Here is a 13107-nt window from a genome sequence, read left to right as displayed (position 1 = left end):
TTCTTGATTCATCAACAAAATCCCGGTTTCCGGACACAATCGCGCCCCGATTGGCCGCGATTAACCATCTTGTCGGTGGGCAGTGAGACCCACGATGTGTGTAGCAAGGTGGAGCGTCCCGATGCGCAAGAATAAAGTCACGAAAGCCGTCTTCCCTGTCGCCGGTCTGGGCACCCGTTTCCTGCCCGCGACGAAAGCTGTTCCGAAAGAAGTTCTGACGCTGGTGGATCGCCCGCTGATCCAATACGCGATCGATGAGGCCCGCGAAGCCGGGATCGAAGAATTCATCTTCGTCACCTCGCGCGGCAAAAGCGCGCTCGAAGATTACTTCGACCGCTCGCCCGAGCTGGAAATGTCGCTCAAGGCGAAGAACAAGCAATCGCTGCTGGATATCTATAACGACACCTGCATGGAATCGGGCGCGATTTCCTATGTCCGCCAGAACCAAGCGCTGGGTCTGGGCCATGCCGTGTGGTGCGCACGCCATCTGGTCGGCGACGAGCCGTTCGCGGTGATCCTGCCCGACGACGTCATCGCCGCCGAGAAGCCCTGCCTCAAGCAGATGCTGGAAGCCTACGAGGAAACCGGCGGCAACATGGTCGCGGCAATGGAAGTCCCCGAGGACAAGGCCTCGTCCTATGGCATCCTCGACGTTCCCGCCGGGATGAGCGCGGTGCTGCCGGTCTCGGGCATGGTCGAGAAACCCGCGCCGGGCACCCAACCGTCGAACCTTGCGGTTATCGGCCGCTACGTGCTGTCCGCCGATGTGATGCGCGCGCTCGACAGCCATGAAACCGGCGCCGGCGGCGAGATCCAGCTCACCGATGCGATCGCCCGCCAGATCGTCGAAAAGAACAACGTCTATGGCTATCGCTTCGAGGGCCAGCGCTTCGATTGCGGCTCGAAGGCCGGGTTCCTGCAAGCGACCCTCGCCTTCGGTCTGGCTCGCGAAGACCTGCGCGACGAGCTGCAGGATTACATCTACGACATGATGGCGATGCGCAACGCGGCACAGTAAGCCGCCCGCATCGGCAAAGACAAAGAGAGGGGGCTTTCCGCCCCCTCTTCGCTTTCGCGAATTCACCCCCGAGAGTATTTAGGGCAAAGTGAAGCACGCGAAGGAGTCCCATGCCCAAGGCCCGAAGCCTGTGGAGTGCCTATAAGTGGCGCCGGAGACGGCAGCTGCGGATCGCGCGCGCTTTCTTCAAGCGGCGTCAGCTGGCCGCGCTGGCCGACCGTACGGACCAGATCGCGCCGGGCGACGTGCTGGCCTTTAGCTGTCTGCGCAACGAAATCCAGCGGCTTCCCTATTTCCTGAGCCATTACAGGAGCTTGGGTGTCCGTCACTTCCTGATCGTGGATAATGACAGCGACGACGGCAGCGGCGATTTTCTGGCCGCGCAGCCTGATGTGTCGCTGTGGCATACCCGCGCCAGTTACCGCGCGGCGCGGTTCGGGGTCGACTGGATGATGGCGCTGATGCAGCGGCACGGGGTCGGGCATTGGTGTCTGGGCGTCGATGCCGACGAGCTGCTGGTCTATCCCCATCACGACACGCGCCCCTTGCCGGCCCTGTGCGATTTTCTGGATGCCGAGGGAGAGGTGGCCTTTGGCGCGCTGATGCTCGATCTCTATCCCAAGGGGCCGCTCGACGCGGTGGCCTATCGCCCCGGCCAGAATCCGGTCGAAGCGTTGGGCTGGTACGACAAGGGCAATTACACCATCGCCCGCAAACCCGATACCGGGGCGCTGTGGATCCAGGGCGGGCCGCGGCCACGGATGTTCTTTACTGAGCGGCCCGAGCGCGGCCCGACGTTGACGAAGATCCCGCTGATCAAGTGGCACTGGCGCTATGTCTATCTGAATTCGACCCATGTGCTGCTGCCACATTGGCTGAATGGTTCGGTCTACGACCGGGATGGCGGCGAGAAATTGTCGGGCGTGTTGCTGCACACCAAGTTCCTGCCCGGCATCGACGCGAAATCCGTCGAGGAAAAGACCCGGCGCCAGCATTTCGGCGAGCCGGGCGCTTTCGACGATTACTATGACGCGCTGACGCGGTCGCCGGATCTGTGGACGCCGTGGTCGACCCCCTATCGCGACTGGCGCCAGCTGGAAGCCGAGGGGCTGATGTCGCGGGGCGGCTGGGGGTGATCAACCCTTGCGGCAGTTAGGGGTTTGCCGGTGATCCGGATCGGGTTAAAGTCGCGCCAAGAAAAACGAGCCGAAACAGGCTTGGGCAGTGGGTGACGCGTGGGCGTTGTGTCTTCATACCGGTTGCGTTTGCGACGTCGGCGCTGGCTGTTCCGCGCCCGGCGCAAAGCGCGTGATCTGCGCGCGGTGCGAAACCGGACCAGCGGGATCGACCGCAACGCCATCCTGCTTTTCGCCACGCTGCGCAACGAAAAGCCGCGGCTGCCCTATTTCCTGAAATATTACCGCGATCTGGGCGTGCAGCATTTTCTGATCGTCGATAACGGTTCGGATGACGGATCAACCGACTATCTGGCCGCGCAACCCGATGTCTCGCTCTGGCGGACCGAAGCGAGCTACAAGGCGTCACGCTTCGGCATGGACTGGATGAATGCCCTGTTGCGGCGCCATGGTCACGGGCACTGGTCGCTGGTGGTCGATGTCGACGAGTTCTTCCTCTACCCGTTTTGCGACACGCGGCCGCTGCGCGCGCTGACCGACTGGCTGGACGATGCGGGTCTGCGCAGTTTTGGCACGCTGCTGCTCGATGTCTATCCGCGCGGGCCGGTCAGGGAGCAGCCCTGTATCGAGGGGCGCAATCCGCTGGAAATCGCCAGCTGGTTCGACAGCGCGAATTATACGATCACCCGCAATGCCGATTTCCGCAATCTGTGGATTCAGGGCGGCCCGCGCGCGCGCGCCTTCTTTGCCGATCACCCGAAGGCCGCACCCGCCCTCAACAAGGTGCCCCTGGTGAAATGGCACCGGTCTTATGCCTATGTCAGTTCGACCCATATGCTGCTGCCGCGCGGGCTGAACCTGACCTATGACACGCTGGGGGGCGAGAAGGCCTCGGGCTGTCTGTTACACGCGAAATTCCTCGCCACGCTGGGCGAAAAGGCCGACGAAGAGCTGGCGCGTGGCGAGCATTACATGGGCGGGCGCGAATACCACGCTTATGCGCGCGGGCTCGACGACGAGACGAACCTGTGGACGAAATGGTCCGAGCGCTTCATCAACTGGCGGCAGCTGGAAATCATGGGGCTGATGTCGAAAGGAAGCTGGGCATGAGCGAACGGCTGGGCTTCATCATGCTGGTGCATACCGCGCTGGACCGGGCCGCGCAGGTCGCGCGCTTCGTGGCGGCCTCGGGCAGTCCGGTGGTGATCCATGTCGATGCGCGTACGCCTCAGGATGACCGCGCGGGACTGGTTCAGGCGCTAGCCGATCTGCCCGACGTGCGGTTCAGCAAGCGCTTTCGCTGCGATTGGGGCAAGTGGTCACTTGTCGCGGCGATGCAGGCGGCGACCGAGCTGATGCTCGAGAGTTTTCCGAAGATCGAGCGCGTCTATGCCCTGTCGGGCGCCTGCCTGCCCCTGCGGCCCGTCGCGGATCTGCAGGCTTGGCTTGACCGCCATCCCGATACCGATTTCATCGAATCCGTCAGCGTGGCGGATGTGAACTGGACCAAGGGCGGCCTGTCCGAAGAGCGCTTCACGCTGCATTTCCCGGTGGGCTTCAAGACCAACAAATGGCTGTTCGACCGGCTGGTCGACGCGCAGCGATTGTTGCACGTGAAACGCGACATTCCCGACGGGATCGTGCCGCATATCGGCAGTCAGTGGTGGTGCCTGACTCGCGAGACGCTCGAGGCGATCCTGAAGGACCCGATGCGCCCCGTCTATGACCGCTATTTCAAGCGCGTCTGGATCCCTGACGAGAGCTATTTTCAGACGCTGGTGCGGCTTCATACGCGCCAGATCGAAAGCCGCTCGCCGACGCTGGGCAAGTTCGACCATCAGGGCAAGCCGCATGTGTTCTACGACGATCACCTGCAGCTTTTACGCCGCTCGGATTGCTTCATGGCGCGCAAGATCTGGCGGGGGTCGGATCGGCTGTACCAGCACTTCCTGTCGCCGCGCCCCGGGCCGGTCAATCTGGCCGAGCCTCAACCCTCGCGCATCGACCGGCATTTTGCCCGCGCTACCGAGCAGCGCATCAGGGGCCGCGCGGGGCTTTACATGGCCAGCCGCTTCCCGATGCAGAACCGCGAGAACGGCAAAACGGCCGAGCCCTATTCGGTGTTTCAGGGTTTCACCGAGGTGTTTCAGGATTTCGAGGGCTGGCTGTCTTCGGTCGCGAATTGCCGGGTGCACGGGCATCTCTTCGCCCCCCACAAGGCCGAATTCGCCGGGCGCGAAAAGACCTTCGCGGGCGGGCTGTCCGATAGCGCCAGTCTGCGCGACTATAACCCGCGCGCTTTCCTGACCAATCTGCTGTGGTCGGCGCGGGGCGAGCGGCAGTGCTTCCAGTTCGGCCCCGCTGATACACAGGGCCGGCGCTATGACCTGCTGTGGTTCATGGCCACCGATTCCAACGCGCAGATCTCGGTCATTTCCGGGGCTTGGGCGGTGCCGCTTTACCTATCGGGCCGCGACGTGGCCGAGATCCGGCGCGAGGCGGCGCGGCTGCAGCGCATCGAATCCGACATGATCGACATCCTGCATTCGCCGCATGTGCGCGCGCGGATCCGCATCTGGACGATGGCCGAGTTTCTGGAGAATCCCGCCGAGCCGCTGCATCTGCTGTTCGACGAGATCGCGCCCCATGCGCAGTCGCGGATGATCCGCATTCCGGAACTGGTCGATCTGAACGGCTTCGGCTCGTTCCTGCAGGACCTGCGCAATCAGGGCATGCAGCCGGTGCTGATGGGCGATTTCCCCACCACGCCGCTGCCGCCCGGCCCCTCGCATCGGATGAAATGATGGCCTTCGACTATTTCGTGATCCTCGCCGAGATGCGCACGGGTTCAAACCTGCTGGAATCGAACCTGAACGCCTTCGACGGCATCGAATGCCATGGCGAGCTGTTCAATACCGGGTTCATCAACACGCCCGGCACCGAAAGCTATCTCGGCGTGAGCTTCGCCCAGCGCGAGGCCGATCCTTGGTCGCTGATGATGGCCGTCCGCGATACCAAGGCGCGGATGCCGGGCTTCCGGCTGTTTCACGACCACGATCCCCGGATCTGGGACCATGTGTTGCACGATACCGCCTGCGCCAAGATCGTGCTGACACGCAACCCGCTCGACAGCTATGTCTCGCGCAAGATCGCGGCGGCGACGAACCAGTGGAAGCTGGGCGATGTCAAGAACCGTCGGCAAACGCAGGTGAGCTTCGACGCCGACGAATTCGAAACCCATCTGTCCCGGCTGCAATCCACGCAGATCGAGATCCTCAACACCCTGCAGACCACCGGCCAGAGCGCGTTCTATATCGGTTACGACGATGCCAACGATCTCGAGGTGCTCAACGGGCTGGCGCGCTGGCTGGGTCTGGCATCGCATATCGACCGGCTGCCGCGCGCGCTGAAGAAGCAGAACCCCGAGCCGCTGGATCAGAAACTCTCCAATCCCGGCGATGTGGCCAAGGCGCTGGCGCGGATCGACCGGTTCGATCTGGGCCGCACGCCGAATTTCGAGGTACGGCGCGGGCCGATGCTCGACGCGGCGCAGGGCGGGGTTCAGACGCCGCTCTTGTTCCTGCCCCTGCGCGGAGCGCCCGAAACAGAGGTGATCCGCTGGATGGCTGCACTCGACCGGGTGACGCCCGACGCGCTCGCCACCGGCTTTGACGAAGGGCGGCTGCATCGCTGGCGGCAGGGGCAAAAGGGACAGCGCAGTTTCACCGTTTTGCGCCACCCGCTCAAACGCGCCTATGACGTGTTCACGACCCGCATCGCCACGGGCGAGGTCGAGCCCGTGCGCGAGCATATGATCCGGCTGTTCGGCAGCGATCCCACCCTTGCCCGGGGATCGCTGAACGCGGACCGCGACGCCTTCAAAGCCTATCTGAAATTCTGCCGCGCTTCGATCTCGGGGCAGACCGGGCTGCAACCCTGGCCGATCTGGGCCACGCAGGCCGCGTTGCTCGACGGCTATGCCAAGGTAATCTCGCCCGATCTGGTGCTGCGCGAAGAGGATCTGGCCGAGGATCTGCCCCATCTTGCCCGCCGCATGGGCCATCCGTCGCCCCCCGAATGGAGCGACGAGTGGAGCGATCAGACCACCCCCGCCGCGCGACCCCTGTCCGAGATCCGCGATGATGAGATCACCCGCCTCGTGCGCGAGGCCTATGGCCGGGATTTCGATACGTTCGGTTTCGCGGATCTGTAGCCGCCACAGGCGCAGCCGGAACCGTCCTCTTTCAGGGTCGTCATTCGTCAGCGTCTTTCGAGGGGAAGTCAGGAACACCGCCGCGCCACGTTCCGCCAAAAAAGGTCGGGGGCGCACAAAAGCGATGGGGGTTCCGATCGCCCGGAACCCCCATCTTCCCACGTGCCCTTCGCACCACACGTAGATCTGGATATGTCCCGGGCCATCCTGGCCCTGAACTCACCCTGTCACAGTCGCGCGCTCAAGGCAAAGCGCAAGTATCTGGCATTTCAGTCAAATGCCACGCATTCCAGAAGTGCGCTCAGGCGTAGACCGCTTCCTTGCCGAAATGCTTGCAGAGCATGTAATAGACCACCGCGCGGTACTTGTTGCGCTCGGACTTGCCATAAGTCTCGATCACGCTGGCAATCGCCTCGTCCAGCGCCGGACCGTCGGGCAGGCCCAGTTTCTTCATCAGGTACTTGGTCTTGACGGTCTCGATCTCACCCGGCTGGCTGGCCGCCACCGTCGCCGCGTCGGCGTCGTAGATCGACGGCCCGCAGCCGATGGTGACCTTGGTCAGCAGGTCCATATCCGGCTCCATGCCGCATTTGGTGCGCAAATCCTCGGCGTATTTCGCAATCAGCTCGTCGCGGCGTCCCATCGTGGTCTCCCCATTGGTTTCTTCCATCTCACGGGTGAGCTTACGAAGACGCCGCGCTTTCGGGCAAGCCAAAAGCGCGGCGTCGCGGGTCCGGGGGACCGATCAGGCCGAAATCACAGACGGCGCAGCAGATCCGGCGTCGGCCAGCCATCGGCAGGCAGGCCAAGCTGCGCCTGAACGTCCTGCACGGCGGCACGCGTCCCCGCACCCAGAATCCCATCGGCACCGCCGACATCGAACCCGCGCGCCTGCAGGCGGCGCTGCAGATCGACCATCTGGTTCTGATTCAGCCCCGGCTGCGGATTGCCCGCGTCATAAACCGGCGCGCCCTCGATCCGGGTGGCGAAATAGGCCGCGGTCACCACATAGGTGAACGACTGGTTCCATTCGAACAGCACGCGGAAATTGTCGAAGATCATGAAGGCCGGCCCGCCACGCCCCTGCGGCAGGATCACCGAGGCCGGCAAACGGCCGGACGGCATCGAGGTTCCGCGCGCCTGCACGCCCAGCCGCGCCCAGTCGCTCACGCTCATCTGCGTGCGCAGACCCGTCTGGCGCAGATCCAACCCCTGCGGCACCGAGACCTCGATCAGCCACGGCTCGTTCGGGCGCCAGCCATGATGGCGCAGCAGCGCGGCCCCGGTCAGCACCGCGTCGGCCATCGAGCCGCGCACATCGACATGACCGTTGCCATCGGCATCGACGCCCAGCTCCAGAATGTCGCGCGGCAGCATCTGCACCATGCCGATCTCGCCCGCCCAGGCGCCCTGCGTGGTGCGCGGATCCAGATCGCCACGGCGATAGAGCTCGGCCATGGCCAGAAGTTGCGGGCGGAACAGTTCGGGGCGGCGGCAATCATGCGACAGCGTCGCCAGCGCATCGGCGGTGTTGATATCGCCCTGCACCGCGCCGAAATCCGTCTCGAAGGCCAGGAAGGCCAGCATGACGCCCGGGCTGATGCCGTATTGCGACTGCAGGCGCTGGAACAGGCCCGATTGCTGCGACAGAAGCTGGCGGGCGCGGTTCAGCCGGTTCTGGCTGATCAGCGCGCGCGAGAATTCGATGAAAGGGCGCTGGAAAAACCCCTGCGCGCGGTCGCGGCTCAGCACCGTCTGGTTCTGGCGCAGCCCGCCGAAAAACGCATCCGCGACGTTCTGGGGGATGCCGTTGCGCACCGCCTGCCCGCGCATGTCGTTGACAAAGGCCTGCCAGTTCCCGCCACAAGCCTGCGCCTGCGCGATTGCCGGGGCCACCATGAAAGCGGCCAGAGCCGCGGCTTTAAAGAAACGCATGAAAACTCCTGTCGATGATGTCGCAGCCTAGCAACAATCGCGTCCAGCGGCCAAGGTATCGCGCCGCCGCGCCGCGTCTATCGTCCGGGCGAAAATAGCCGCCCGCATCTTTGTTCCGGAAATATCCTCGGGGGTGAATTTGCCGGATGGCAAAGAGGGGGCAGACAGCCCCCTCTCTCCCGTTTCCAAAGGCGCGGCCTTCAGGCCGTCAGATGCGCCGCATGCCAATCGAGATGCGTACCCATGAAGCTGGAAATGAAGTAATACGAATGATCGTAGCCTTCATGCACGCCCAGCTCCAGCGGCTGACCCGCCGCCTTGCAGGCCGCGTCCAGCTTTTCGGGCATCAGCTGGGTCTCAAGGAACCCGTCCGCCGCCCCCTGATCGACCTTCAGCGCCGCCACCCGCGCGCCACCCTCGATCAGACGGCAGGCATCGTAATCGGCCCAAGCATCCTGATCCGAACCCAGATACTGGCCCAGCGCCTTCTGGCCCCATGGGCATTGTGTCGGCGCACAGATCGGCGCGAAGGCCGAAACCGAGCGGAAGCGCGACGCGTTGCGCAGCCCGATCGTCAGCGCCCCGTGCCCGCCCATCGAATGGCCCATGATCGCCTGACGGTCCATATCCATCGGGAAATGCTGGCGCAGCAGCGTCGGCAGTTCCGTCTCGACATAAGACCGCATGCGGTAATTCGTGGCCCAGGGCGCGCGCGTGCTGTCGACATAGAACCCCGCACCCAGACCGAAATCATAGGCGCCTTCGGGATCGTCGGGCACGCCGTCGCCGCGCGGCGAGGTATCGGGCGCCACGAAGATCAGGCCGTGTTTCGCACAGGCCGCGCGAAACTCGCCCTTCTCGGTGACGTTCGACCAGTTGCAGGTCAGTCCGGACAGGTACCACACGACGGGTTTCGGACCTTCCCCATCGGGCAGGAAGATCGAGAACTCCATCGGCGTTCCCGTCTCGTCGCTGTCATGGCGCCAGACTTCCTGCCAGCCGCCGTGACTGCGCCAGCGGTTGATGCGTTCCATCAGAACACCACCACCGACCGGATCGACTCGCCCGCATGCATCAGGTCGAAACCCTTGTTGATCTCTTCCAGCGACAGCGTGTGAGTGATCATCGGGTCGATTTCGATCTTCTTGTTCATGTACCAGTCGACGATCTTCGGAACGTCGGTCCGGCCCCGCGCACCGCCAAAGGCCGAGCCCTTCCAGACGCGCCCGGTCACCAGCTGGAACGGACGGGTCGAGATTTCCTTGCCCGCCTCGGCCACGCCGATCACCGTCGAGACACCCCAGCCGCGATGGCAGGCTTCCAGCGCCTGACGCATGACCATGGTGTTGCCGGTGCAGTCAAAGGTGTAATCCGCGCCGCCATCGGTCATCTCGACCAGCTTGGCGACGATGTCGCCGTCGATCTTGGTCGGGTTCACGAAATCGGTCATGCCGAACATCTTGCCCCACTGGGCTTTCTCGTCGTTGATATCGACGCCGATGATCTTGTCGGCACCCACCATGCGGGCGCCCTGAATCACGTTCAGACCGATGCCGCCCAGTCCGAAGACCACGACATTCGCGCCCGGCTCGACCTTGGCCGAGTTGATCACGGCGCCTACGCCCGTGGTTACGCCGCAGCCGATATAGCAGGCCTTGTCGAAGGGCGCGTCCTCGCGGATTTTCGCCACGGCGATTTCCGGCAGGACGGTGAAGTTCGAGAAGGTCGAGCAGCCCATATAGTGATAGACCGGCGCGCCCTTGTAGCTGAAGCGCGATGTGCCATCGGGCATCACGCCCTTGCCCTGCGTGGCGCGGATCGCGGTGCACAGGTTGGTCTTGCCCGACAGGCAGCTTTTGCACTGGCGGCATTCGGGGGTGTAAAGCGGGATCACGTGGTCGCCCGGCTTGACCGAGGTCACGCCCGCGCCGACTTCGCGCACGATACCCGCGCCTTCATGGCCCAGCACCGACGGGAACAGGCCTTCGCTGTCCAGCCCGTCCAGCGTGTAGGCGTCGGTATGGCAGATGCCGGTCGCCATGATTTCGACCAGCACTTCGCCCGCTTTCGGGCCCTCAAGGTCAAGCTCGACAATCTCGAGCGGTTTCTTCGCCTCGAAGGCGACGGCGGCACGGGTTTTCATCAGAGGTCTCCCGGGTAAGTGGTTCGCGAAAATGCCCGCCGACCTTGCCGGAATCGGGCCGGAACATCCAGCCCGGACTTGTCGCCGAAGACCCTCGAAAGGCGGCTTTTGAAACCGCTTAGCGCTGGCGCCACGCGCGCAGCGCCTGCCCCGGCAGGATCACGATACAGTCGAAATACCGCTTCGCCAGCCGCCGCGGGTTCGACATCATCCGCCAGACCCATTCCATGGCAATCGCGCGCACCCATTCCGGCGCCCGCTGCTGTCGTCCGGCCAGAAAATCCAGCCCCGCCCCGATCGAAGCAAAGCCCACCTGCGGCGCGATCTGGCGTCCGAAAGCGGCGAATTGTTCCTGCTTGGGCGCCCCCAGTGCGACGAAGCACAGCCTTGCGCCCGATGCGGCGATCTCCTGCAGAATGCGCCGGGCGTCGGGGCCGGTGGGATCGAACCCCATTGGCGGCGCGATGCGCGAGACGATCCGCAGGCCCGGGACGCGTTCGGACAGTGCAGCGCCTGCATCCGACAGCGCCTCGTCCGTCGAGCCCATCAGCGCCACGGGAACCTCTTCGCGCGCGGCAAGGCTGGCCAGCGGCACCACCATGTCCGAACCGGGCACCAGAGAGACGGGCTTTCCCGCCAGCTTCGACAGCCAGACGATCGGATTGCCATCGGCACAGACCAGATCCTGCGCGGCATAGACCTCGCGGAAGGCCGGATCGCGCGCCAGCTTCACAAGGTGATCGAGATTGATCGTCGCCAGCGCGAAGCCTTCATCGGCGCGAAACCGGCGCCGCACCTCGGCCAGCAGCGCAGCGGAATCGGCCATGTTGACCTCGATCCGATGCGGCGGGAATGAAAACTCCACGAATCCCCCATACTCTGGACGCAATTCGCCACCATGCTCCCCGGCTGAGGGCAGACAGCGCGTCCGGAGATGGTTATAGATAGCCCCGCCGCGCCATGAAAGCCCGCAAGCGTGCAGGCAAGACGAGTATCGCGGTTTGGGCAAAGAACGGGCAATGAGACGGCAGGCAATCACTCCGGGCGGGCCGTTGCGCGCAGGGGATGCGCAGGCATGATCCAGATCGGCAATATCTTCGCGCTGCTCGCGCTTGTCGGCTATCCGGTCGTCGTGATCGTCATGTTCCGCACCATGTCGCAGCAGCGGGCGCTGATCTGGTCGATCCTTGGCGCCTATATGTTTCTGCCGCAGATCAGCGCAATCAACTTCCCGCTGATCCCGCCGTTGAACAAGGAAAGCATTCCCAACCTCACGGCCTTTGCCATCTGCATGTCGTATTGGGGCCGGATGCCCAACCTTGTGCCGCAGGCCTGGGTCGGGCGGCTTCTGGTGGTGATGTTCCTCATCAGCCCGGCGATCACCGTTTTCAACAACATGGATGCGATCCAGTTCGGCGTGGACCGGTTCGGCTCGATGCGGCTGGTCGATCCCAATGCGCTGGAATTGTGGGGACTTCCGGGGCTCAGATTCTATGATTCCGGCTCGGCGCTGGTGCAGCAGATCTTCTTCATGCTGCCCTTCTTCCTTGCCCGCGAGGCGTTGCGCGGACCCGAAGGCATGCGCGAGATCCTTCTGGCACTGGTCATCGGCGGGATGCTCTATGCCCTGCCGATGCTCTACGAGGTGCGGATGTCGCCGCAGCTGCACACCCGCATCTACGGCTTTTTCCAGCATGATTTCGCGCAGGCGATGCGGCAGGGCGGGTTCCGGCCCTTCGTTTTCATGCCGCACGGGCTTTGGGTCGCCTTCTTCGTCTTCATGGTCACCATGGCCGCCGCCGGACGGTTCCGCATCGCCCCCAAGGATCTGGCGGGCAAGCGGTTGCTCATGGTGGGCTTCGGGCTGTTCCTTGTTGTGCTGACCAAATCGATGGGGCCGCTGCTTTACACGCTGGCCTTCGTGCCGGTCATCCTGCTGATGAAACCGCGAATCCATCTGGCCATCGCGACGATGCTGGTCACGCTGGTCATCGCCTATCCAATGCTGCGCGGGCTGGAACTGGTGCCGACGCAGGCGATCCTAGATCAGGTGTCCGAGATCAGCGAAGAGCGCGAGCAATCGCTGGAATACCGGTTCAACAACGAACAGCGCATCCTCGATCATGTCGAGGAACGGCCGCTTTTCGGCTGGGGTGGCTGGGGCCGGTTCATGGTCTACGACGCCGCCACCGGCGAGACCGAGACCATCGTCGACGGCCAATGGATCATCACCATCGGGCATTACGGCTGGCTGGGCTATATCGCCGCTTTCGGGATGCTGGCGCTGCCGCTTTATTCACTGGCCTTTCAGGCGGGTCGCCGGGGGGCCGCCCCCGTCCCGGTCGAGGTCAGTACGATTGCGCTGATCCTTGCCGTGAACATGTTCGACCTGTTGCCCAATGCCACGCTCATTCCCTTCACATGGCTGATGGCGGGCGCGCTTCTGGGCTATGCCGAGGATATGAAACACGCCACCAACGCCACCCGCGACGAGCGGTTGCGGCGCGCTCATCGCGGCGTCATGTTGGGCCTCAATCGCGGCGAGCAAAGCAGTGGCCCGGCACAAGACCCGGCGGCGAGCGGGCCCAGAACCTTGATTTGACGCCCGATTTCAGCCCGATTGGGGCGCCACTCTCGCCCCAAAGATCAGCCAGTTTCCGTT

11 protein-coding genes are annotated in these 13107 nt (G+C 63.8%); 6 read left to right on the top strand and 5 right to left on the bottom strand.

The features are described 5' to 3' along the window. The first annotated feature begins 121 nt into the window (after positions 1–121). From galU to JI664_RS09725, 5 genes are all read left to right on the top strand, one after another. On the top strand, positions 122–1018 hold the full coding sequence (gene galU, locus JI664_RS09745; RefSeq protein WP_207013546.1) for a UTP--glucose-1-phosphate uridylyltransferase GalU: 897 nt from the start codon (positions 122–124) through the stop codon (positions 1016–1018). Between the two features lie 110 nt (positions 1019–1128). Next, positions 1129–2154, top strand: a complete 1026-nt coding sequence (locus JI664_RS09740; RefSeq protein WP_207013545.1) for a glycosyltransferase family 2 protein — start codon at positions 1129–1131, stop codon at positions 2152–2154. A 99-nt stretch (positions 2155–2253) separates the two neighbouring features. Beyond that, complete coding sequence (locus JI664_RS09735) at positions 2254–3264, top strand: glycosyltransferase family 2 protein (RefSeq protein ID WP_207013544.1); 1011 nt, start codon at positions 2254–2256, stop codon at positions 3262–3264. Then, on the top strand, positions 3261–4958 hold the full coding sequence (locus JI664_RS09730) for a beta-1,6-N-acetylglucosaminyltransferase (protein WP_286173994.1): 1698 nt from the start codon (positions 3261–3263) through the stop codon (positions 4956–4958). Before JI664_RS09735 ends, JI664_RS09730 begins: the two co-directional genes overlap by 4 nt. Further along, positions 4958–6367 carry a sulfotransferase family 2 domain-containing protein gene (locus JI664_RS09725; RefSeq protein WP_207013543.1) on the top strand — a complete coding sequence of 470 codons (1410 nt, stop codon included), beginning with the start codon at positions 4958–4960 and terminating at the stop codon, positions 6365–6367. The genes JI664_RS09730 and JI664_RS09725 overlap by 1 nt, the downstream gene beginning before the upstream one ends. Positions 6368–6668: 301 nt before the next feature. Here JI664_RS09725 and JI664_RS09720 read toward each other — a convergent pair whose 3' ends face one another. The 5 genes from JI664_RS09720 to JI664_RS09700 all read right to left on the bottom strand — a co-directional run bounded on the left by JI664_RS09720 (position 6669) and on the right by JI664_RS09700 (position 11310). Next, entirely contained in the window at positions 6669–7010 is a 342-nt protein-coding gene (locus JI664_RS09720) for a DUF2853 family protein (protein ID WP_207013542.1), read from the bottom strand. Between the two features lie 113 nt (positions 7011–7123). Further along, entirely contained in the window at positions 7124–8302 is a 1179-nt protein-coding gene (locus JI664_RS09715) for a lytic murein transglycosylase (protein ID WP_207013541.1), read from the bottom strand. 200 nt (positions 8303–8502) lie between these two features. Continuing rightward, a complete protein-coding gene (fghA, locus tag JI664_RS09710; protein ID WP_207013540.1) occupies positions 8503–9336 on the bottom strand; it encodes an S-formylglutathione hydrolase in 834 nt (277 codons plus the stop codon). Then, complete coding sequence (locus JI664_RS09705; RefSeq protein WP_207013539.1) at positions 9336–10445, bottom strand: S-(hydroxymethyl)glutathione dehydrogenase/class III alcohol dehydrogenase; 1110 nt, start codon at positions 10443–10445, stop codon at positions 9336–9338. The genes fghA and JI664_RS09705 overlap by 1 nt, the downstream gene beginning before the upstream one ends. Before the next feature lie 118 nt (positions 10446–10563). Continuing rightward, positions 10564–11310, bottom strand: coding sequence for a WecB/TagA/CpsF family glycosyltransferase (locus JI664_RS09700; RefSeq protein ID WP_349768709.1), 747 nt, complete (start codon positions 11308–11310; stop codon positions 10564–10566). Between the two features lie 210 nt (positions 11311–11520). On the opposite strand from JI664_RS09700, the gene JI664_RS09695 reads away from it, so the two are divergent. After that, positions 11521–13047, top strand: coding sequence for an O-antigen ligase family protein (locus JI664_RS09695; protein WP_207013538.1), 1527 nt, complete (start codon positions 11521–11523; stop codon positions 13045–13047). Positions 13048–13107: the final 60 nt, after the last annotated feature.

Origin of the sequence: Rhodobacter sp. NTK016B (assembly GCF_017303295.1) — a bacterium.
Lineage (GTDB): Bacteria > Pseudomonadota > Alphaproteobacteria > Rhodobacterales > Rhodobacteraceae > Pararhodobacter.
Note: the sequence above shows the minus strand (reverse complement) of the source record. Positions and strands in the feature narration are given on the sequence as shown.

Coding starts and splice junctions, on each gene's coding strand:
- galU (WP_207013546.1), top strand. CDS start 122: ATGCGCAAGAATAAAGTCACGAAAGCCGTCTTCCCTGTCGCCGGTCTG.
- JI664_RS09740 (WP_207013545.1), top strand. CDS start 1,129: ATGCCCAAGGCCCGAAGCCTGTGGAGTGCCTATAAGTGGCGCCGGAGA.
- JI664_RS09720 (WP_207013542.1), bottom strand. CDS start 7,010: ATGGGACGCCGCGACGAGCTGATTGCGAAATACGCCGAGGATTTGCGC.
- JI664_RS09725 (WP_207013543.1), top strand. CDS start 4,958: ATGGCCTTCGACTATTTCGTGATCCTCGCCGAGATGCGCACGGGTTCA.
- JI664_RS09730 (WP_286173994.1), top strand. CDS start 3,261: ATGAGCGAACGGCTGGGCTTCATCATGCTGGTGCATACCGCGCTGGAC.
- JI664_RS09715 (WP_207013541.1), bottom strand. CDS start 8,302: ATGCGTTTCTTTAAAGCCGCGGCTCTGGCCGCTTTCATGGTGGCCCCG.
- JI664_RS09695 (WP_207013538.1), top strand. CDS start 11,521: ATGATCCAGATCGGCAATATCTTCGCGCTGCTCGCGCTTGTCGGCTAT.
- fghA (WP_207013540.1), bottom strand. CDS start 9,336: ATGGAACGCATCAACCGCTGGCGCAGTCACGGCGGCTGGCAGGAAGTC.
- JI664_RS09705 (WP_207013539.1), bottom strand. CDS start 10,445: ATGAAAACCCGTGCCGCCGTCGCCTTCGAGGCGAAGAAACCGCTCGAG.